General features: G+C 35.4%; 20 protein-coding genes. 18 read left to right on the forward strand and 2 right to left on the reverse strand.

Features of this window, described 5'->3' with window-relative positions; translation table 11 throughout:
• Positions 1-44: 44 nt before the first annotated feature.
• The 11 genes from LV89_RS21205 to gldJ all read left to right on the forward strand — a co-directional run bounded on the left by LV89_RS21205 (position 45) and on the right by gldJ (position 12,175).
• Positions 45-698: a peptidoglycan recognition protein family protein gene (locus LV89_RS21205; RefSeq protein WP_109744935.1), complete on the forward strand. Its 654-nt coding sequence runs from the start codon at positions 45-47 to the stop codon at positions 696-698.
• A gap of 32 nt (positions 699-730) precedes the next feature.
• Positions 731-1,639, forward strand: coding sequence for a TIGR01777 family oxidoreductase (locus LV89_RS21210; RefSeq protein WP_109744936.1), 909 nt, complete (start codon positions 731-733; stop codon positions 1,637-1,639).
• A gap of 102 nt (positions 1,640-1,741) precedes the next feature.
• A complete protein-coding gene (locus tag LV89_RS21215; RefSeq protein ID WP_109744937.1) occupies positions 1,742-2,323 on the forward strand; it encodes an LOG family protein in 582 nt (193 codons plus the stop codon).
• A 398-nt stretch (positions 2,324-2,721) separates the two neighbouring features.
• Positions 2,722-4,368, forward strand: a complete 1,647-nt coding sequence (locus LV89_RS21220) for an OmpA family protein (RefSeq protein WP_109744938.1) — start codon at positions 2,722-2,724, stop codon at positions 4,366-4,368.
• Positions 4,369-4,452: 84 nt separating this feature from the next.
• Positions 4,453-5,088, forward strand: a complete 636-nt coding sequence (locus tag LV89_RS21225) for a hypothetical protein (RefSeq protein ID WP_109744939.1) — start codon at positions 4,453-4,455, stop codon at positions 5,086-5,088.
• Between the two features lie 4 nt (positions 5,089-5,092).
• Positions 5,093-5,581 carry a YchJ family protein gene (locus LV89_RS21230; RefSeq protein WP_109744940.1) on the forward strand — a complete coding sequence of 163 codons (489 nt, stop codon included), beginning with the start codon at positions 5,093-5,095 and terminating at the stop codon, positions 5,579-5,581.
• 59 nt (positions 5,582-5,640) lie between these two features.
• Positions 5,641-6,063 carry an element excision factor XisH family protein gene (locus LV89_RS21235; protein ID WP_109744941.1) on the forward strand — a complete coding sequence of 141 codons (423 nt, stop codon included), beginning with the start codon at positions 5,641-5,643 and terminating at the stop codon, positions 6,061-6,063.
• Positions 6,048-6,386 carry a XisI protein gene (locus LV89_RS21240; protein ID WP_109744963.1) on the forward strand — a complete coding sequence of 113 codons (339 nt, stop codon included), beginning with the start codon at positions 6,048-6,050 and terminating at the stop codon, positions 6,384-6,386. The genes LV89_RS21235 and LV89_RS21240 overlap by 16 nt, the downstream gene beginning before the upstream one ends.
• Positions 6,387-6,446: 60 nt before the next feature.
• On the forward strand, positions 6,447-7,214 hold the full coding sequence (locus LV89_RS21245) for a hypothetical protein (RefSeq protein ID WP_146199222.1): 768 nt from the start codon (positions 6,447-6,449) through the stop codon (positions 7,212-7,214).
• Between the two features lie 202 nt (positions 7,215-7,416).
• Positions 7,417-10,779 carry a transcription-repair coupling factor gene (gene mfd, locus LV89_RS21250; RefSeq protein WP_109744943.1) on the forward strand — a complete coding sequence of 1,121 codons (3,363 nt, stop codon included), beginning with the start codon at positions 7,417-7,419 and terminating at the stop codon, positions 10,777-10,779.
• 151 nt (positions 10,780-10,930) lie between these two features.
• On the forward strand, positions 10,931-12,175 hold the full coding sequence (gene gldJ / locus LV89_RS21255) for a gliding motility lipoprotein GldJ (protein WP_109744944.1): 1,245 nt from the start codon (positions 10,931-10,933) through the stop codon (positions 12,173-12,175).
• Positions 12,176-12,231: 56 nt separating this feature from the next.
• On the opposite strand, the gene LV89_RS21260 is transcribed toward gldJ, so the two are convergent.
• A complete protein-coding gene (locus LV89_RS21260) occupies positions 12,232-12,912 on the reverse strand; it encodes a ComF family protein (protein ID WP_109744945.1) in 681 nt (226 codons plus the stop codon).
• Between the two features lie 169 nt (positions 12,913-13,081).
• Between LV89_RS21260 and LV89_RS21265 the strand changes: the two genes are divergently transcribed.
• The 5 genes from LV89_RS21265 to LV89_RS21285 all read left to right on the forward strand — a co-directional run bounded on the left by LV89_RS21265 (position 13,082) and on the right by LV89_RS21285 (position 18,661).
• Positions 13,082-13,423 (forward strand): carboxymuconolactone decarboxylase family protein, encoded by a 342-nt coding sequence (locus LV89_RS21265; RefSeq protein WP_109744946.1) that lies wholly within the window; start codon positions 13,082-13,084, stop codon positions 13,421-13,423.
• A gap of 84 nt (positions 13,424-13,507) precedes the next feature.
• Positions 13,508-13,849 carry a hypothetical protein gene (locus LV89_RS21270; protein WP_229201569.1) on the forward strand — a complete coding sequence of 114 codons (342 nt, stop codon included), beginning with the start codon at positions 13,508-13,510 and terminating at the stop codon, positions 13,847-13,849.
• Positions 13,850-13,908: 59 nt separating this feature from the next.
• A complete protein-coding gene (locus LV89_RS21275) occupies positions 13,909-14,670 on the forward strand; it encodes an exodeoxyribonuclease III (protein ID WP_109744948.1) in 762 nt (253 codons plus the stop codon).
• A gap of 4 nt (positions 14,671-14,674) precedes the next feature.
• Positions 14,675-15,274, forward strand: coding sequence for a Uma2 family endonuclease (locus LV89_RS21280; RefSeq protein WP_109744949.1), 600 nt, complete (start codon positions 14,675-14,677; stop codon positions 15,272-15,274).
• Between the two features lie 36 nt (positions 15,275-15,310).
• Positions 15,311-18,661, forward strand: coding sequence for a DUF4175 family protein (locus LV89_RS21285; protein WP_229201570.1), 3,351 nt, complete (start codon positions 15,311-15,313; stop codon positions 18,659-18,661).
• A gap of 53 nt (positions 18,662-18,714) precedes the next feature.
• On the opposite strand, the gene LV89_RS21290 is transcribed toward LV89_RS21285, so the two are convergent.
• Positions 18,715-20,001, reverse strand: a complete 1,287-nt coding sequence (locus tag LV89_RS21290; protein ID WP_109744950.1) for an OmpA family protein — start codon at positions 19,999-20,001, stop codon at positions 18,715-18,717.
• A gap of 106 nt (positions 20,002-20,107) precedes the next feature.
• Between LV89_RS21290 and ybeY the strand changes: the two genes are divergently transcribed.
• Positions 20,108-20,521, forward strand: coding sequence for an rRNA maturation RNase YbeY (gene ybeY, locus LV89_RS21295; RefSeq protein WP_109744951.1), 414 nt, complete (start codon positions 20,108-20,110; stop codon positions 20,519-20,521).
• A gap of 176 nt (positions 20,522-20,697) precedes the next feature.
• A complete protein-coding gene (locus LV89_RS21300; protein ID WP_109744952.1) occupies positions 20,698-21,111 on the forward strand; it encodes a hypothetical protein in 414 nt (137 codons plus the stop codon).

A 21,111-nucleotide genomic window follows, 5' to 3' on the forward strand; every position in this document is an offset into this window, starting at 1 on the left:
GTCTTAGCATTCAATAGGCTGATTTCAGCTAAAACCTCTTCATCATGAAACCAACAATCCTTTTTGCCTTTCTATTTTTAATGGCTTTTGAAGGTTTTGCACAGAAAATCACCGAACGACCAATCATTTATGATTCCACCCGAAAAGCTCTTTCATTGCAGTATTTGCAAGAAAGACATGGGCTAATTCCCACAGAACCAACAATTTCGCCCAAAATTATCGTATCGCATTGGACAGCCATTCCGACATTCGAAGGTTCATTCAATACTTTTAACCCTGTTTTATTGCCCAATGCTCGAAAAGAGTTAAAAGGAGCAAGTCCACTGAATGTTTCAATTCATTTTTTGGTAGATAGAGATGGAAAAATTTACCGATTGATGCCCGAAAATCTCATGGCTCGACACGTAATTGGCTTAAATTGGTGTGCTTTGGGTATTGAAAATGTTGGCGATGGCGATAAATTTCCCCTTACCGAAGCACAGCTTAAAGCCAATATTTGGTTAGTAAAATATCTCAAAAAGAAGTATAAATCTATTGAATATTTAATCGGACATCATGAATATATTTCCTTCCAAAACACAGCCCTTTGGAAAGAAACTGACGCCAATTACCGAACCGAAAAAAGCGACCCGGGCAAAGAGTTTATGGAAAAATTGAGAAACGGTGTAAAAGAATTAAACTTGAAGGGGAGTTATTAGTTGTTAGATTAAACTTATTTCGCAATAACAATATGAATGTACTCATCACAGGTGGTTCTGGCTTAGTCGGAACTCGACTCACAGAAATACTCATTGCCAAAGGTTTTACCGTTTCTCATTTGAGCCGTAAACCGAGTTCTACAAATGGCAAAATCAAAACTTTTCATTGGGATATTGAAAAAAGCATCATTGACGAAAAGGCAATTAAAGAAGCTGATTACCTTGTGCATCTCGCAGGAGCAGGCATTGCTGATGAAAATTGGAGCAAAGCCCGAAAACGAGAAATCATCAAAAGTCGAACGAAGTCTATTCAATTGATTACGAATAAACTGAAAACAATTCCACATAAAATTAAATCTTTTATATCAGCTTCGGGTATTGGTTTTTATGGAGCAGACACGGGCGATGAACACATTTCCGAACAACACACCGCAGGAAATGATTTTGTAGCAGATTGTTGTATTCAGTGGGAAGCGGCGGCGGATGAAATTCAAGATTTAGGAATCAGAACGGTGAAATTACGAACAGGCATTGTTTTGAGCGAAAAGGGAGGAGCTTTACCAAGAATTATCCAACCTGTTCGCTGGGGTGTTGGAGCTGCTTTGGGAACGGGAAAACAATGGCAATCTTGGATTTATTTAGATGATTTGTGCGAATTGTACGTAAAGTCTATCACTGATGATAGCATGAAAGGCTTTTACAATGCCGTTGCTCCAAACCCTGTGACCAATTATGAATTAACGAAACTTTCAGCTGAAGTTTTAAAACGCCCGTTTTGGATGCCAAATGTTCCTGCATTTGCTATGAAGTTAGTTTTTGGCGAAATGGCAAGTATTGTATTGGGAGGAAATTATGCTTTAAACCAAAGAATTAAGTTAGAAACAGATTTTCAGTATAAATTTACAGATGTGAGAATGGCTTTGGAGGATTTATTGAAATAGAGACCTTATTCAACCTCTCTATTCATCAAAAAACAGGTTAAAACCTGTTCTACCGTAATTATCTTCTTATTTTTACGAAACTAAAAAAACAATTCCGAGATAGTGAAAAACATTTTAATCTACTGCGGTTCATCAGCAGGTCACAACGAAATTTATAAAAAAACAGCCACACAAGTTGGCGAAACACTTGCTAAACAAGGACTTAGCCTAATTTACGGCGGAGGTAGCGTTGGTTTAATGGGAACAGTTGCCGATGCAATTTTGGCAAATGGTGGCGAAGCAATCGGAGTAATTCCTTCTTTTATGGAGCCTTGGGAAGTTCAACACAAAGGCCTAACGGAATGTATCGTTACAGAAACGATGCACACTCGTAAGCAAATCATGGCGGAGAAATCAGATGCCGTTATTGCTTTACCAGGTGGTTGGGGAACATTGGACGAACTTTTTGAAATCTTGACTTGGCGACAATTAGGACTTCATAAAATGCCGATTGGCGTGTTAAATACCAATGGTTTTTACGATGATTTATTAAAAATGCTCGAAAAGATGGTTTCGGAAGGATTTTTGAAGGAAGCTAATCTACAAATGCTAATCGTTGATGATAACATTGATTCTTTGTTGGAAAAACTAAAAAACGACTCTTCTGAAGGTGAATTAGTTGGCAAGTGGATTGGAAGAGCTTAGTTAGAGAATAATTTATTCGTCTAACGCTGTCAGGGTTTGAACCTGACAGCGTTTAAACAGGAATCATAGGATTTAAAAGTATTAGTTTATGTTGGAATAGCTTGATTAATAGTGAGTTCCAACACTAATGCCTAACACCTAAATTCCAACCCCTACTTATAATCGTAATTTTTTACACCAAAATACGTTATTCAAAAATAAGTAACACTATGATTTTCAGAAGGGTATTTTAATTATAGAGAATGATATAACTTACTGGAATAAGAACTTCCCGAAAGTTCTAAAACTTTCGGGAAGTTGAGCAGAATTACTAAATTTTACTCCTAATAAGTAATATTGCAATCTATTAACTCTATGAAATTATATTCGTTACAAAAGCCGTCAATCAAAATTTTAACATGAAATCCACTTTTCCTTTCGTTTGCACAGCTCTTCTTTTTGCTCAAAGTACCGCACTTTTTGCTCAAAACAAGCCCGAAAGTATCGGTTCTGCCGTCAATACTGAATATTCTGAATTAAACCCTGTGATGTCTCCCGATGGGAAAACGCTTTATTTTGGGCGAAAAAATCACCCCCAAAACAAGTTCGGAATGGCAGGAACAGAGCAAATTGCTGGTTCGCAAGATATTTGGTATTCCGAAAGCCTTATGGGTGCGTGGACGACCTCAAGACGTATGTCTGAAGCCCTCAATCGTGACCAATACAACACCATTTACAGCGTTTCGCCCGATGGTCAAACGATTTTGGTAAAAGGTGCTTACGTAAACGGACAATATGAAACTCGTGGATTTTCGATTTCTAAAAAAACGGCTTCGGGTTGGGAAATTCCTAAGAAATTAGACATTCCTAAATACGAAAAAATGAGTCGTGGGAAAAATGAGTACGGTTATCTTTCAAATGATGGCAAAGTGCTTTTGATGGCTTTTTCAGAAAAGAAAAACTCCGATGAAGACGATATTTATGCCTCATTTTTAGAAAAAGACGGCACTTGGTCTGAACCCATGAATTTGGGGGACGATGTAAATACGGATTTTACAGAAACAACGCCATTCTTAGCTGCCGATGGCAAAACACTCTATTTTTCAAGTAACCGTGAAGGTGGAAAAGGTAGTAACGATATTTGGGTTTGTAAAAGAAAGGACGAAACTTGGATTAATTGGACAGAACCTACCAATTTAGGCGAACCCATCAATACCGACCAATATGATGCCTATTACACCATTTCGGCGGCGGGCGACTATGCCTATTTCATTTCAAGCAATAATTCGCTTGGGAAAAAAGACATTTTCCGCTTGAAATTAGACCAGCCAAAAGCCGTTGAAGTTCCCGCAAGTACAACTTCGCCAATGGCAGGAGGGGACAAAAAGCCAAGCGATACGAAACCAACGAAAACCGAAACAACAAAATCTGACCCTGTGGTTTTAGTTTCTGGAAAAGTAATTGATGCCAAAACAGGAAAAGTCCCTGTTAATACCAAAATTATTTATGAAGATTTGACCAATGGAAAAGAGTTAGGCGTTGCCACACCCGACCCAATTACGGGTATTTACAAAATCGTTTTGCCTTATGGTAAAAACTACGGAATTACGACCAAAATTGAAGGCTACGTTGGAACATCTCAAAATATAGATTTAACAAAATTAAATGGTAAATATCTTGAAATTGAAGGAAAAGATATGACCGTTAAACCTGTTGAAGTAGGTGTAAAAGTGGAGATGAACAATATTTTCTTTGAATTCGGTAAAGCAGCACTCAAACCAGAATCATATCCAGAGCTAAACCGTATTGCAGAGTTTTTCAAAGCCAATAAGAAAATCGTTTCGGAAATTAGTGGACACACCGATAATGTAGGTTCAGACGAAATAAACAACAAACTCTCACAAGAACGTGCCGATGTTGTACGTAACTACTTACTCACACAAGGTGTACCAACTGAACGAATTTCGGCAAAAGGTTATGGTAAAACTCGTCCGAAAGTGAATAACGATACGCCAGAGAATCAAGCTATTAACCGACGTGTTGAGTTTGAAATTTTGAAGAATTAATACTCTTATTATCCTTATTGAAAAAGTCTTCACGCTAAATGAAGGCTTTTTTTATTAATTTTATAATCAAAATAAAGACAAATTATGAAGACATTTGAAAAATGGGAAACGGAGGACTTAATTGTATCATTTAACTTGGTAGAAAACCCTAAATCTGCTATTCTCAAAAGTTGGATTGATGTAAAAATACCTATATCTGATACTGTCAAAATTGAATTAGATGAGATTAAAGAGGAATTACAAGATTCTTCAGAATTTTACAATGAAGAAGAACTAAAGTTATTTGTAATTAGTCGCTTACTCAATCTAATTAAATTAAAAGGGCATAATTATAGAACATTTGCAGAGCGAACTATTAATGCAAAAATCGAAGGAATTGATATGCGTGGACGTGTAGAGTTAATCGTGGCAATGGGTATCCAAAAACCCAGAATTCCCTTCTTTTTCATTCATGAGTATAAACCTGAAATCAAGCAAAATAATGACCCACGTGGGCAATTATTAGCCGCAATGCTCACTGCTCAAGAACTCAACAATCATCAATTCCCAATTTTAGGTTGCTATGTTATTGGTAAAAACTGGAGATTTGTTACCTTAGAAAATAAGGAATTCTCCGTCAGTAAGGCTTATGAATCAAGTCGAGACGATATTTTTCATATTTACATGATTTTAATGGAAGCTAAAGAACGTATAACCAAACTGATAAAAGAAATTCAGTAAACCTATGCAAAACCAATGCCCTTGCGGGTCAAACAATGCTTTTGAAGAATGTTGCCAGCTCATTATTGAAGGCAAAACGTCTGCCCCAACCGCCCAAGCCTTGATGCGTTCACGGTATTCGGCTTATGTTACGGTTGCGTCTCAATATTTGGTTGATAGCACTCATATCTCACAAAGAGCCAATTATGCTAAAACCGACATTGAAGCGTGGGCAAAAGAAAGTTCATGGCAAAAATTAGAAGTTCTTGCTTGCAAAAACGGATTAGAAAATGATGATTTGGGCGAAGTAGAATTTAAAGCCTATTATCGAGATAAAAAGAATATCCTCCAAATTCACCATGAGCAATCAGTTTTCAAAAAAGAGAACGGAACGTGGTTTTATGTGAGTGGAAGGATTATCCCTCCGCCCAAAAGTGAAGCAATTTCTATCAACAGAAATGCTCCTTGTCCCTGCGGAAGTGGGAAGAAGTTTAAGAAATGTTGTGGGGGATAGCTGTCTCAACGATTTACATATCATAAAGTAAAATTCCAATTTTTCTGTAATTTTACTTTATGGCAAAAGATATTTATCACCAAATCGTTAAAGAAGCATTAGAGAAAGATGATTGGCTCATAACACATGACCCGTATTTATTAAATCGAAGCACTAAGAGTAAGCCTTACGAAATAGACTTGGGAGCAGAAAAAATCCTCATCGCTGAACGAGGAGTTGAACATATTGCAGTAGAAATTAAAAGTTTTTTAGGCTCTTCGGTAACTTATGATTTTCATGCAGCTTTTGGTCAATATGGTATTTATCGCTACTTTTTAGAAAACAAAGACCCAGAAAGAAAGCTATTCTTAGCAGTAACAGAGGAAATTTATCAAAGTTTTTTCAAAGATATTGACATTGAAAACCTTTGTATTCACTTCAATATTAATCTCATTATTTTTGATTCAGAGCATAAAAACATTACACAATGGATAGAAAGATAAAGAAATATCAGAAAATTTTAACCGATTTTTTAGTAGCTGAATCTATTTCCAAAGATTTGGGAACTATTGAATTGCAAGTAATTACTGATTTTAAAAACAACCATTTTCAATTAGTTGAAACAGGCTGGTTTGAGAAACGTTTTATCTATCAAGTCGTTTTTCATTTTGACATAAAACCCAATGGTAGAGTCTGGATTTTAGTTAATAATACCGACACATTAGTTGCCGAGGAGTTAATCAAAAAAGGCATTCCTGCAACTGATATTGTATTGGGCTTTCACCCTGCCCATGCACGACAATATACAGGTTTTGCTGTGGCTTAGGTTTTGAATACAAAGCCATCAATGATACATTTTCTCTTCAACTAACTAATAATCAAACACTTGAATTCCTTACGCATGATGTCTGGTGTGACACCAGCCACTGAAACAAAAAATATTTCTATGAAAGCTGATGTATATTCCGATACAAATCTTATTGGTACGACTAATTTACAAATAATAGATGAAAGTATGGGATGTTTACAAGGAGTCTTTTTACCAACAGATTACTATTTTGAGCATATCCAAAAATTTGTTCGGAAATTCTGGAAGACTAATAAACCTCATTTTGATATTTGGAATTCTTTGAGAATCAATATTCAACTTGAAAACGGCTACTTTATATTTGCACAAGGTGGAGTTACTTTTGATGATTCCCCTAATTTTCCAAATGAACCTCTAAGAATTGATGTGAGTGGAGTAGATAGTCACGTAATTGAGGATTTTTTTAAAGTACTTCCACCAAAACCTTTTTTGCAAGAACCTTGGACAACAATTTCAATAGAACAAAAAATTGCTTTTGAAGATGAATTAAGGAAAGAAATAGGTTCAACATCAAATCAATCATCATTTTTTAATTTCTTTAAATCGAAGAAGCAAGACCATATTTTAATTGGATTTACAACTTCCGCACTTTGTAAATTCCAAAGCAATGATGATGTATTATTTGTTTCAAGAAATCCAAAAATAAAATCAAAGTTTGTAGTCGTCCATCTTACATGGAAAGGCAACAAAGAAAGTGGAACATTTCCCTCTATACGCTTTTACGAAAGCTTTGAACAGTTTATTAATCTAAGAATGAAAGTAGATATCGCAGATTGGGACGAATGATTTGTCTGCTTTCAAGTAGTTAGAAACTTTTATAAATCCACAAACCTTTTCCCCAAAAAATCAGTTAATTTTACAGATATTTTTCTCGCCACGAATGGCTTTTGATTTTTAGGAATCAAGCGATTCGTGGCTATTGTTGTTTGTTAAGTTTGGGAATTTGCATTACTATAACCTAACAGCCAATCCCTAAAACCTTTTACAAATGCTCGTTAAAGATTTCTTGACTCTCTACCGTGAAGACGGTTTCATAAAAACGATTGCAGAACAGATAAAATCGCCGAATGAATACCCGAATGTACAAATAAAAGGCATTCTGGGCAGTTTAGACGCTGTTATTGCTTCGGCAGTTCATCTTATCAATCCTCAACAAACCCACATTTTTGTCCTTTCTGACCGTGAAGAAGCGGCTTATTTCATCAATGATTTACAGAATTTGGTAGGAGAGGAGTTCGTTCTTTCTTTCCCGATGTCTTACAAAAGGGCGTATCAGTATGAGGAGGTCGATAACGCCAACGTCCTCATGCGGGCGGAGGTTTTGAACAAACTCAACAATGCTCCTTCGGGTTTGTTATTGGTTACTTACCCCGAAGCTCTTTCTGAAAAAGTGATTAATCGTAGGTCTTTATCGAAGAATACTTTTACGATAAATGTCAATGAAAAGTTAGATACTAATTTCTTGGGGGAAGTCTTGGCGAGTTACGATTTTGAAAAAACCGACTTTGTTTACGAGGCTGGTCAGTATTCAATTCGGGGTGGAATTGTGGACGTGTTTAGTTACGCCAACGATTTGCCTTATCGCATTGATTTGTTTGGAGATGAAGTTGAAAGTATCAGAACTTTCGACCCAGAATCTCAACTTTCGGTAGAATCTGTTTCAAGAATTAACATCATTCCCGATGTTCAAAATCGACTGATTCAAGAAACTCGTGAGCCGTTTTTGAGCTTTCTTCCAAAAGATGCTCGACTTTGGTTTAAGGACGTTGAATTGACCTTAGAAATCATCGAAAAATGTTTTGAGAAGGTAGAGGGCAACTTCCAAGAGATAATCGCTAAAAGTGGCGGAATTCAAGTAATTTCTGACCCTACGCAACTATTCGAGACTCGCAAAGGTTTCTTGAAATTGATTAAAGAGTTTGGGATTGTAGAATTTGGCAGGCGTTTTCATTTCAAATCTGAAAAAATCCTTTTGCAGGCTAAACTTCAACCCACTTTCAATAAGGATTTCAAACGTTTAGCAGATAATCTTCGTGAAAATCAAGGGCTTCATTACACCAATGTCATCACCGCTGATTCTCCTAAACAGTTAGAACGACTTGCGACAATTTTTGACGAAATTGATAGAAATGTTCGTTTTCAAGCCTTGAATATTTCTTTGCGTGAAGGTTTTGTAGATGAACACATGAAATTGGTTTGTTATACCGACCATCAGATTTTCGACCGTTTTCATCGTTTCAGAGAAAAAAGCAAATATTCAAAATCGAAAGCCTTGACTTTGAAGGAATTACGAAGTTTACAAATTGGCGATTTCGTTACTCATGTCGATTACGGAATTGGTCGTTTTGCAGGACTTGACCGTGTATTGGTGGGAGAATCTGAACAAGAAGCCATTCGTTTGGTTTATCGAGACAATGACGTGTTAATGGTTTCGATTCATTCTTTACATAAAATTGCTAAGTATTCGGGCAAGGAAGGAGGACCTCCAACAATGTCTAAATTGGGTTCGCAAGAATGGGATAATAAGAAATCTAAAGTCAAAAAGCAGGTTAAAGACATTGCCAAAGAATTGATTTCTCTTTACGCCAAACGTAGAATGGCTCCGGGTTTTGCTTTCTCGAAAGATAGTTTTATGCAAGTAGAATTAGAATCTTCTTTCTTGTACGAAGACACGCCCGACCAAGCAAAATCAACGGCAGACGTAAAAGCTGACATGGAAAAACCGCACCCAATGGACAGATTGGTTTGTGGTGATGTGGGTTTTGGTAAAACTGAAGTTGCCATCAGAGCGGCCTTCAAAGCCGTTGCGGATTCTAAACAAGTGGCAATTTTAGTTCCTACAACGGTTTTGGCGATGCAACATTACCGTACTTTCCGTGACCGTTTAGAGAATTTCCCTTGTCGGGTTGAATATATTAACCGTTTCAAATCAGACAAGCAGATTAAAGAAACGCTTAAAAGAGTTGCCGCAGGTGAAACTGATATTCTCATCGGAACGCACAGAATTGTCAATAAAGACGTTCAATTTAAGAATTTGGGCTTGATGATTATTGACGAAGAGCAAAAATTTGGCGTAAAAGTAAAAGACCGTTTGAAAGAAATGCGGGTAAATATTGATGCTTTGACTTTGACGGCTACGCCAATTCCAAGAACGTTACACTTTTCGTTGATGGGAGCGAGAGATTTGTCAATCATTGCTACGCCTCCGCCAAACCGTCAGCCAGTTACAACCGAACTACAAGTTTTTAGTGATACGCTCATTCGTGATGCGGTAAGCTATGAATTAAAGCGTGGAGGTCAAGTTTATTTTGTTCATAATCGGGTCAATGAATTAGAATCTATTGCGAATATCATCCTCCGCATGGTTCCTGATGCTAAAGTTGGTATTGCTCACGGACAAATGGATGGTGATAGACTCGAAAAAGCAATGATGAATTTCATTGAAGGACATTATGACGTTTTGGTTTCCACCAATATCATCGAAGCAGGACTTGATATTCCAAATGCCAATACCATTTTCATCAATCATGCCAATCACTTTGGACTTTCTGATTTACACCAAATGCGTGGTAGAGTAGGGCGTTCCAATAAAAAAGCTTTTTGCTATTTGTTAACTCCTGCACTTTCGTTGCTCACAAGTGATGCACGCAAGCGTTTGAGTGCTTTAGAAGAGTTTTCGGATTTGGGTGATGGCTTTAAAGTTGCCATGCGAGATTTGGATATTCGTGGTGCAGGAAATCTGTTGGGAGCTGAACAAAGTGGTTTCATTACCGATTTGGGTTATGAATTATACCATAAGATTTTAGATGAAGCCGTTCAAGAATTGAAAGAAAATGAATTCAGAGAATTGTTTGAAAAACAACTTTCAGAAGTGGTTGAAACGATAAAAGTAGATTGCCAAATTGAAACCGATTTAACTGTTCTCATTCCCGAAAAATATGTAAGTAGTATTTCAGAAAGGTTATCGCTCTACACACAGTTAGACGATATGAAAAACGAAGAAGAATTGGTTAAATTTGAAAGAATGGTTAAAGACAGATTTGGTCCTTTGCCTCCAGAAATGATAGATATTATCGAAATTGTGCGTGTACGATGGATAGCAGAAATGCTTGGAATGGAAAAAATATTGCTTAAAAACAATAATCTGAAATGCTACTTCGTTTCATCAGAGAACGAAAAGTATTATAAATCAGCGACTTTTGGCAAGATTCTTGATTACGTAAAGGTGAATTCTCGCAAAAGTTCACTCAAGGAAGCAAAAGGGAAATTGATACTTATTTTTGAAAAAATTACGTCAATTGAAGAATTAAAAGGTATCTTGAGAGAAATTATCGGTAGAGAATCTAAGTAGAAATGGCATTTAAGCCAAACTTCTCAGCCATTCCCGCCAGATATTACGCTGATTATCTTAACTTTGTAGTCCTTTTTCACGATTTTTAAATCGTTTTGAAGCAGAATTTAAAATCATTTAGTTTATATCAGACAATCAAATTAATCAACAGATGAAGTTGTCCCTCAAATCAGTGGCTGTAATTTTAGCAGGACTTGCCTTAGTAAGTTCATGTAAATCTAAAAAGCCGAGTAGCGTAAAAATGAGCAAAAACAGTACAGCTACTGGTATTGCTTACAATAAAAAAGGAGGTTTTCAAATTGATAAGTCTTTCAAAGGTCAACCAACAGGTCCAAACTTAGTATTCGTTGAAGGCGGTCGCTTTACAATGGGTGCTTTGGAAGAAGATGTGGTTAATACAAGAGATAACTTAGAAAGAACAGTTTCCGTACAGTCTTTTTATATGGATGAAACCGAAATCGGTAACGTTCACTATCTTGAATATTTGAATGCTATTCAAAAAGATTCTTCTCAAGAATTCTATGAATCAGCTCTTCCTGATACTTTAGTTTGGAAAAATGAATTAGCTTTTAACGATTCTTACGTTGAGCAATATTTACGTTACCCAGGTTTCCGTATGTATCCAGTAGTGGGTGTATCTTGGACTCAAGCTTCTGATTATTGTAACTGGCGTACTGCGGCAGTAAACAATGACATTGCCATGAAAAGCCAAAAAGGAAGCAAAAAAGGTGGAAAAACTACCAAAACAAAAGGAAAAGCCGAGTCTAAAGCGGCTCCTGCGTTTACTTCTGGACAACGTTTACAGATTGAATCAGGAAAAGTTCTTCCTGCTTACCGTCTTCCAACAGAAGCTGAATGGGAATATGCAGCTAAAGCGATGATTGGAACTCAGTATGAAGATGAAAACCAAACCAATCAAAGAATTTATCCTTGGGATGGTCCAAATATGCGTTCGGCTCGTGGTAAGAAAAAAGGAACTATGTTAGCTAACTTTAAGCGTGGACGTGGTGACTATGCGGGTATTGCAGGGAAGTCAAATGACGGTGCAATTATCACAAATGAAATCTATTCTTATCCTGCCAACGACTTCGGTTTATACCAAATGGCGGGTAACGTAAACGAATGGGTTTATGACTTATATCGTCCGTTATCTTACGAAGATTTCAACGACTTGAACCCAATTCGTAGAAGCGATTATTTGGATAACGCTAAGAATTATGATAAGAAAAATGACAACTCTTTAGTAGATAATCATTCAAGAGTTTATAAAGGTGGTTCATGGGCAGACGTAGCTTATTGGTTAGCTCCAGGAACTCGTCGTTTTATCGACCAAGATTCAGCAACATCAACTATCGGTTTCCGTTGTGCAATGATTAGAGCTGGTACTAATAAATAGTATTCTTCTTTTAAAAAGAGCCGTAAGAAATTAAAATCTTACGGCTCTTTTTTTGTTTATAAGGCAGTGGCAATTGCCATGATTGAAATATCTTTTACACCAACTTCATTCAGTGCCATCACACAAGATTCAAGTGTTGCTCCTGTGGTAAGTGTATCATCAACCACAACTATTTTTCTTATATTAAGACCTTCTAATTTCTCCACAAAAAATACATCTTGCATATTTTGGAAACGCTCTATTCTTGACTTTTTGATTTGAGTTTCTGTTTCTACGCCTCTTTTCAAAATATCACTTCTCCATTCTATCCCAAGACTCTCTGCTAAGCCTTTTGCAAATGAATCCGATTGGTTATATCCTCGAATGAGCAATCGGTTCTTGTGTAATGGAACAGGCAAAACAAGGTCAAATTCACCAGAAAAGCCATTTTCTTTCAAATCTGCTCCATACCATCGCCCTAACATCTCTCCAATTTCTTGATTGCCTTTATATTTCAAGGCGTGCATCATATTTTGTACTTTTCCACCTTTAATGAATTTCAAATACGACAATGAATATTTTAAATTAACTCTTCCTGCAAACTTATTAATCAGTTGTTGGTCTGGTAAAATATGCGAGTTTGTCTTGGGTAATTCAAAGCGACAATCTGTACAAATTTGATTTTCGTTAAGTTCTAAAGGTAGTTCACAACCCACACAAATACGTGGAAAGATGAGGTCAATAAAAGCGTGTAGCATCTGTTTATATGGTTTATTTTTCTGAAATCATTTTGACAAAACTCCTCGAAAAATTTTGTTTCGGCGATAATGATTAACTTTGTAAAACTGGTAAATTATTTTGAATGTTTATCTGTAAAAATACTAAAAATTATCAACTTGTATTCACACAAAATCAACAAATAAATCTATGAGTTTAGTTACTGAATTTAATGATTATCGTGGCAAAATGAATGAAAAAATCATGGCTTCGGATAATAAAGTTATCAAAAGAATTTTCAATCTTGACACCAATACATACGCAGAAGGAGCGTTATCTGAGAAGACAAAAGAGATGATGGGTTTGGCTTGTTCGATGGTTTTGCGATGCGATGACTGTGTAAAATATCATTTAGGAAAATGTCATGAATTAGGTGTAAAATCAGAAGAAATTCAAGAGATTTTTTCAGTAGCAACTTTGATTGGTGGAACAATTGTAATCCCACATTTACGTCGTGCTACCGAGTATTGGGAAGAGTTAATAAATGAGTAATTGAGCGAATGACAGATTGAGTGATTTTGGAATAAAATTCATTTTCATGATTCTTTCAATCTGTCATTTATAATTAAAACTTACATGGAAAATTTAGCCCAAGAATGGGAATTATTATTAGATAAATTAGAACAAGCTCTCGGAAAACGCCCTGCTGATTTGAATGCAGTTTTGTTTCTTATGGGTGTGCAAGAATTGGGAAAAGGGCATCAATTTTTCACCAAAGAACAAAAACAAGACTTGATGCACATTGCTATTTGTAAAGCATTAAGTTATTCGGGTATTTATGAACTCGAAGGAGTTGACCAAGATGGTTGGCCACATTGGAAATTGGTTCAACAATTACCATTTGTTAATGTTATCGAACAAGAGAAACTAATTAAGACTCATGTTATTGAGTATTTTGAAAAAGAAGTGTTTGTTTAATTGGTAGAACAGTTTTCTAAACTGTCAAATAATCTAACAGGTAAATCCTGTTCTCATTCATGAAAATTTTAACTTATAATGTCAACGGGATTCGTTCGGCATTGACCAAAGGTTTTGCAGATTGGTTGAAAGCTACCAATGCTGATATGATTTGTCTTCAAGAAGTAAAGGCGGAGGAACATCAAATTGATAAGGCAATTTTTGAAGAAATGGGCTACCAAGTCTATTGGCATCATGCTGAAAAGAAAGGATATTCGGGCGTAGCAATTCTTACAAAAATCACACCTAAAAATATAGTTCATGGTTGTGGTATTGAAATTTACGACCGAGAGGGTAGAGTGTTACGTACAGATTTTGAAGATTTTTCGTTAATGTCAGTATATATGCCTTCGGGGTCGAGCGGGGATGAACGTCAGGGTTTCAAGATGCAATGGCTTACTGATTTTTATGAGTATATTCATGAACTAAAGAAGACTGTTCCGAATCTTATTATTTCGGGCGATTATAATATTTGTCACCACCCGATTGATATTCACAATCCAAAATCAAATGCTAATAGTTCGGGTTTCCTTCCAGAAGAAAGAGCTTGGGTTGGTAGTTTTTTGGAAAACGGATTTATTGATACTTTTCGTCACTTCAATCAAGAACCTCATCATTATACATGGTGGAGTTATCGAGCAGGAGCGAGAACAAAAAACTTAGGTTGGCGTATCGACTATCATTGTGCAACAGAACCTATGCGTGAACGTTTGGTTCGTTCGGCAATACTTTCAGAAGCCAAACACTCTGACCATTGTCCTGTTTTATTGGAAATCAACTAATAATATGATAACAAATATTAATCAATTAGACTTAAACAAGAAATATTCTTACGCTGATTATTTAACGTGGAAGTTTCAAGATTTTGTGGAAATAATTAAGGGGAAAATCTATAAAATGTCTCCTGCTCCGCTACGTTATCATCAGCAAATATCTGTCAGAATTACCTCAGATATTGACCATTACCTCAGAAGAAAATCATGCAAAGTATATTCTGCTCCTTTTGATGTAAGACTACCGATGAATGGCGAAGAAGGAGAAGATGCCATTTATACCGTTGTTCAACCAGATATTTGCGTTATTTGCGACCCCAAAAAGTTAGATGATAGAGGTTGTATTGGAGCTCCAGATATGGTTGTCGAGATTATTTCACCTTCTACCGCTAAAAAAGACCTCAATGAAAAGTTAGATTTATACGAAAGTTCAGGAGTTCGAGAATATTGGATAGTTTTTCCGAAAGAAAGATTCATTATGGTACACCTTTTGAATGATAACGGTATATACGATTTGATTGGAAGTTTTGAACCAAATGCAGAAACACCAACTATTAAAGTCAACATTTTCCCTGATTTAGAAATAATAATGGAAGACATTTTTTCAATTTAATCCTGTCTAAATTGGAAGTTTAAATTTTAGATAACTATGACAAACTCACCCATTGCTACGCTCTTGATGCGTATTGAGGAATACAAACGGAAGTATTATCTCAATAGGCTCATTAAAGGTTCTATTTTTTCAGCGGCGGTTATCCTGTCCGCTTTTTTGGTTTTTAATACCCTCGAATACTTTGGGCATTTTGGCACTACTTTCCGAACGATTCTCTTCTTTTCGTTCTTAGGTGCGTTCCTGACTTCCATCATTTTTTGGGTTGTTAAACCATTAATGTTTTTGTATGGTGAACAAAAACCTTTATCAAATGAATTGGCTGCTGACCAAATTGGCAAGTTTTTTCCTGAAGTGGGAGACAAATTGGTGAATACGCTCCAGCTTACTAAGACGCTCGACAAAAATCAAAATGAATTGCTTTTGGCTTCCATCAAACAGAAGTCGGAACAATTGGGATATTTGAAATTTGCCGATGCTATCAAAATCAATGAAAACCGTAAGTATCTCAAATTTGCAGCTCTTCCTGCGGGAGCAATTGCTTTGATTTTGATGTTATATCCAGCATTCTTCTCAAAAAGTACAGAACGCATTGTAAATTTCAAAAATGAGTATCAAGAAGAAGCTCCTTTTTCGTTTGTTTTAGAAAACAAAAAAATGCAAGCCTTTAAGAATGAAGACTTTACGGTCAATCTTTCACTTCAAGGTAATACAATTCCAGAATCTGTTTATCTAATTCATAACGATAGAAAACTCAAAATGGAGTCTTCCGATAAACGTCATTATACTTATACTTTTTCAAAAGTTCAACAAAGTTTTGACTTCAAGTTTGAGGCAGCAGGCTTTAAATCAGGCGAATACGATGTTGAAATTGTTAATCGTCCAAGTTTAGCATTCTTTGATGTTAACTTAACCTATCCTTCTTATTTAAACAAACCCAACGAATCTATGAAAAACGTTGGTAATTTGACTGTTCCAGAAGGTACTCACATCGAGTGGGATTTCAATGTTACTGATACAGATTCTATTTTGATGGTTTTTGAAGGTGACGGAAAACGTTATTATGCTGAGAAAAAGCTTTTAGGCGGCGGTTTTGATTTATCGAAACGTGTTAAAGTTTCGGGAACATATAAAGTGTATTTGAAAAATCAATATGCTTCAAATGCTGAAGGCGTAAGTTTCTTCTTAAATGTTGTCCCAGATAAATATCCACAATTGAGTTTGGAACAATATAAAGATTCTACTCTTTACAACTTTATGGTTTTGGGTGGAAATATTGCTGATGATTATGGCATTAGTAAATTAGCTATTTTCTACAAAGTGCTTCGTGATGGAAAACCTTCAACTCAAAATTATGCCAGCCTTAATTTACCAATTAACGCAAATCAAACGATTCAGAGTTTTTATAAACAATGGAATTTGGATAGTTTAAAATTGAGTCCTGCCGATAAACTTGAGTATTTTATCCAAGTTTGGGATAATGACGGCGTAAATGGTGCAAAATCAACTCGTTCGCAAGTAATGAATTATGCAGTGCCAGACAAAAGGTCGATTGATAAAGAAATTGATAACTCAATTGATAAGACTGAAGCTCAATTAGAAAAAACACTTGATAAAGCTCAAAAGCTTAGAAAGGAAATCGCTGCTTTAGAAAATCGTTTGAAAAATAAGAAAGAACTTGATTTTCAAGATAAAAAATTAGCGGAAGAACTTATCAAGAAGAAAGAAGAGTTAATGAATGAAATCAAAAACTTGCAAGAACAAAACCAAAATCTGAACGAAAAACAGCAACGCTTTAATGAGCAAAAGCCTGAAAATCAACAGAAAATGGAAGCTTTGCAAAAAATGATGAATGAGTTGATGGACCCAGAAACTCAGAAAATGTACGAAGAATTGAAAAAGATGCTCGAACAAAATCCAGAAGACAATAAGATGTTGGAGCAAATGGAACGTTTGAAAAATAAAGAACGGAATGCAGAGAAAGAATTAGAGCGAATGAAAGACCTTTTCAAGAAATTACAACTTGACCAAAAAATGGACAAAGCTGTGAAAGACCTTGAAAATCAGGCAGAAAAAGAGGAAAAATTAGCCGAAAAGAACGAAGAACTCGAAAAGAAAGCTGATAATTCACCAGAAAAACAAAAAGAAACTGATGCTGCCAAAAAAGAACAAGAAAAGCTAAGTAAAGAATTTGAGGACATCAAGAAAGATTTGAAGGAAGCTGAAAAAATGAATGAGGAAATGAAGAATTCGGACAAGATGGATATGGATAAAGAACAGCAAGAGGATATTTCTGATGACCAAAAGGATTCAGAAAAGCAAATGGATAAAGGCGACAATAAAAGTGCTGCTGAAAAACAGAAACGTGCTGCCAAAAAAATGCGAAATCTTGCCCAAAAGTTAGCTCAAGCCAAACAACAGCAAGAAATGAAGCAAAATGAGGAGAATATGGATGATTTGAGAGATATTCTTGACAATTTAGTAACGTTATCGTTTGACCAAGAGAAACTTATGAAGGATTTCAGAGGTATTAATCCATCAGACCCTCGATTTGTTAAATTGTCTCAAGACCAGCTAAAACTTCAAGATGATGCCAAAGTAATTGAAGATAGTCTTTACACACTTTCTAAACGTGTTCTTCAGATTGAAACATTTGTAACCCGTGAAATGAATAATATGAAAGGCTACATGGGTGATGCCGTAAGATTAATAAAAGAACGTAAATTATCAATGACTACTGCCAAACAACAATTTGCCATGACTTCAATGAATAATTTAGCTCTTTTATTATCAGATGTTTTGAAACAAATGCAACAAAACCAGCAAATGATGATGCAAGGTTCTGGAAGTGGAAAAGGAAAAAGCAAAGGGAAACAAAAAAGCATGGGAGAAACGCAAAAAGAGTTGAATCAACAAATGCAACAATCTATGCAAAAGGGCTCAAAAGGGCAGGGGGGCGTTTCTGAGCAGTTGGCAAAGATGGCTCGTGAACAATCTCAACTCAGAAAAATGCTTCAACAATTCTTAGATAGTAGCAAAGGAACTGAAAAAGGAAGAAAACTCGGCGATGAAATAAAAGATATGATGAAGAAAATGGAAGAAACCGAAACAGATTTAGTCAATAAACGTCTCGACCAAAATCTTATTAAACGTCAACAAGAGCTTTTAACTCGACTTTTAGAATCGGAAAAGGCAATGAAAGAACAAGAAGAAGACCAAAAACGTAAAGCAGAAACTGCTCGTCAGAATTTTGAAAGAAAAGCCCCACCACAATTCCAACAATATGTAAAGGATAAACAAAAGCAGACGGAACTTTTAAGAACCGTTCCGCCAAATTTAAACCCTTATTACAAACGTCAAGTTGATAACTACTTCAAACAGATTAATTAGACAAATAAAAAGCCTCAGAATTTGATTCTGAGGCTTTTTATTTGATATCCTTACTATCCAATTCCTTTTATAATTTTAAACTCAACACGTCGATTTATTTCACGTTCTTTTTCGCTTCCTGAGCGTTTCAACGGCTTTGAGCTTCCCAATCCCTTCGTTTGTATTCTTCGTCCGTCTATGCCCTTATTTACGAGGTATTTCTTGCATGAATTAACTCGTTCCAAAGAAAGCTTTATATTCTCAACAGCATCACCTGTAATGTCTGTATGCCCTTCCAATAGAATTTCTACTTGTGGATATTTCCTTAACTGTCTTACTAACTTATTCAATTCATCAAATGACTCAGGCATTAATTCTGATTCTCCCAATTGAAAGAGAATATTTTTAAGTCTAATACTCTCATTAATATTTGTACTCGCCGTAATCAATTCATCTTTATCATCTTCCACTACCTTTTCTTCTTTTTTGATAAAATTATTACAACCTGCCAAATCTGTCAATATACCCAATTTGACCGTATCAATTTTCATTACGCTAAAAGTATCTTCTTTTTTACTTGAATAGTAGGAGATACCGTCTCTTCTTAATATCAAAGTCATTAACGCTCCATTTGTATTTGTGTATTCTAAAATATCATTTGAAGGGTTAATTTCAGTAAGTGAATTTATCGTTTCAGTTTTAGATACCGTAAATCTTTCTCCTAATGGAATATACCACAAATGATTTCCTTTGTTTTCTTTTACGACTAATTCATCTTTTTGATTAATAAAAAAGTTGCATCCCGCCGAACAGTTTTCTTTTCTCCATCCATTCACACTTATATTATCTGACCACATTATGTCTGGTTCGCCTTTTCTAATATCTATTCTAACTAAGTTTTCCATAGTTGTTGTAATAAAATATAATTTTCCTTTCGAATCCACAGCACCCGAAATCCAACCTCCATCACTATGCGAAGGTAAACTCCATTTAGTTATATTCCCTTGATTAGATTTAGGATTATACTCATACAATGGGGTTTTTCCTTGTTCATCCGCCTTCACGGCATAAATTTTATTATTGACACCTTTTGCTAAAGCATTGCTTTTAAAAGGAAAAACATTTATTAACTGTTTTATTTTCCTTTCGCTTTTTTCAATACTTTCTACTTCAATTATATTTCCGCTGTAAGTAAGACCATAAATTTTGTCATCACAATTGTTGGGAATACCCGTATTTTCATATCTATCTCCCTTTTGCCTCAAACCATCTCGTTGCTGAGCAATTATAGGTAAACATTCTAATATTAAAAATGATACCCCTAAATAGAATAAATACTTGGGCGGTCTTATAATTTTCATTTCTCTTTTGGTTATTTTTAATCTACTAAACTCTTGATTTTCACTTAGTAATCTTTTGTGTCGTATCTTTGTATTGTTTTAGATTATTTACCAATAACAATACCAAATGATTATTTTTTTTAACGAAGATATTACTTTTAAATTTCAAGGCAAGAATCTATTCAAAGCTTGGCTGAAAAAAGTAGCTGAAAAAGAGGGCTTTAAGGTCAAAAACCTAAACTATATCTTTTGCTCTGACGAGTATCTCCATAAGATTAATGTAGAGTATCTCGACCACGACACTTACACTGATATTATAACTTTCGACAACTCTGAAGATGAGACTACCATCGAGGGTGATATTTTCATTAGTATTGATAGAGTAAAAGAGAACTCTCAAACGCTCAATACTGTTTTTGAAGATGAGTTAAAGCGAGTTATCGTTCATGGTCTTCTTCATTTATGCGGATACGATGACCATTCTCCAGAAGACAAGGCTGAAATGAGACGTTTAGAGAGTGAGTATATTGTTTTATTATAATCAAATTTCACACAAACGTTTCACGTGAAACGACACATTCGACAAAATAGAAAATTAGTTTCACGTGAAACGATTGATAAGAAATGACATCGCAAATAAATAGAAGAAATAACTCGAATTACAATATAAAAAAACGTCTATCCCTGAATTTAAGAAGATTTGTGAGAGGAAAGAAAATGAGACTTGATAACTATGATAATGAGATATTAAGATACATTGTTTTAAGTAGAACTGATTTCAGAGAATATATAGAACATCAGTTTTTAGAAGGAATGACATGGGATAATTATTGTTCCGTTTGGGAAATAGACCATATTATTCCTGTTGGAGAATTTGATATGGCAAACGAAGACGACTTAAAACTTTGTTGGCACTACTTAAATTTAATGCCATTATTTAGAAAAGATAATGAAATTAAAGCACACTCTTTATACTTTGCAAAAATAGAACTTGAAAAGAGATTAAATGTGTTACCGAGTAATCCAATATTAAAAGCATTAAAAGAAAAAACGAACAATGAGGAGATTCATGCAAAATACAATTATGATTTAGAATTTCTAAAATTTTACAATAGCATAAAATATCACTAA

This window comes from Arcicella aurantiaca, assembly GCF_003148625.1.
Classification (GTDB): Bacteria; Bacteroidota; Bacteroidia; order Cytophagales; family Spirosomataceae; genus Arcicella; species Arcicella aurantiaca.

Bases quoted from the DNA above. Each gene is read 5' to 3' on its own strand.
- LV89_RS21205 (WP_109744935.1), top strand. From the start codon at position 45: ATGAAACCAACAATCCTTTTTGCCTTTCTATTTTTAATGGCTTTTGAA.
- LV89_RS21210 (WP_109744936.1), top strand. From the start codon at position 731: ATGAATGTACTCATCACAGGTGGTTCTGGCTTAGTCGGAACTCGACTC.
- LV89_RS21220 (WP_109744938.1), top strand. From the start codon at position 2,722: ATGAAATCCACTTTTCCTTTCGTTTGCACAGCTCTTCTTTTTGCTCAA.
- LV89_RS21225 (WP_109744939.1), top strand. From the start codon at position 4,453: ATGAAGACATTTGAAAAATGGGAAACGGAGGACTTAATTGTATCATTT.
- LV89_RS21230 (WP_109744940.1), top strand. From the start codon at position 5,093: ATGCAAAACCAATGCCCTTGCGGGTCAAACAATGCTTTTGAAGAATGT.
- LV89_RS21235 (WP_109744941.1), top strand. From the start codon at position 5,641: ATGGCAAAAGATATTTATCACCAAATCGTTAAAGAAGCATTAGAGAAA.
- LV89_RS21240 (WP_109744963.1), top strand. From the start codon at position 6,048: ATGGATAGAAAGATAAAGAAATATCAGAAAATTTTAACCGATTTTTTA.
- mfd (WP_109744943.1), top strand. From the start codon at position 7,417: ATGCTCGTTAAAGATTTCTTGACTCTCTACCGTGAAGACGGTTTCATA.
- gldJ (WP_109744944.1), top strand. From the start codon at position 10,931: ATGAAGTTGTCCCTCAAATCAGTGGCTGTAATTTTAGCAGGACTTGCC.
- LV89_RS21260 (WP_109744945.1), bottom strand. From the start codon at position 12,912: ATGCTACACGCTTTTATTGACCTCATCTTTCCACGTATTTGTGTGGGT.
- LV89_RS21265 (WP_109744946.1), top strand. From the start codon at position 13,082: ATGAGTTTAGTTACTGAATTTAATGATTATCGTGGCAAAATGAATGAA.
- LV89_RS21270 (WP_229201569.1), top strand. From the start codon at position 13,508: ATGGAAAATTTAGCCCAAGAATGGGAATTATTATTAGATAAATTAGAA.
- LV89_RS21275 (WP_109744948.1), top strand. From the start codon at position 13,909: ATGAAAATTTTAACTTATAATGTCAACGGGATTCGTTCGGCATTGACC.
- LV89_RS21280 (WP_109744949.1), top strand. From the start codon at position 14,675: ATGATAACAAATATTAATCAATTAGACTTAAACAAGAAATATTCTTAC.
- LV89_RS21285 (WP_229201570.1), top strand. From the start codon at position 15,311: ATGACAAACTCACCCATTGCTACGCTCTTGATGCGTATTGAGGAATAC.
- LV89_RS21290 (WP_109744950.1), bottom strand. From the start codon at position 20,001: ATGAAAATTATAAGACCGCCCAAGTATTTATTCTATTTAGGGGTATCA.
- ybeY (WP_109744951.1), top strand. From the start codon at position 20,108: ATGATTATTTTTTTTAACGAAGATATTACTTTTAAATTTCAAGGCAAG.
- LV89_RS21300 (WP_109744952.1), top strand. From the start codon at position 20,698: ATGAGACTTGATAACTATGATAATGAGATATTAAGATACATTGTTTTA.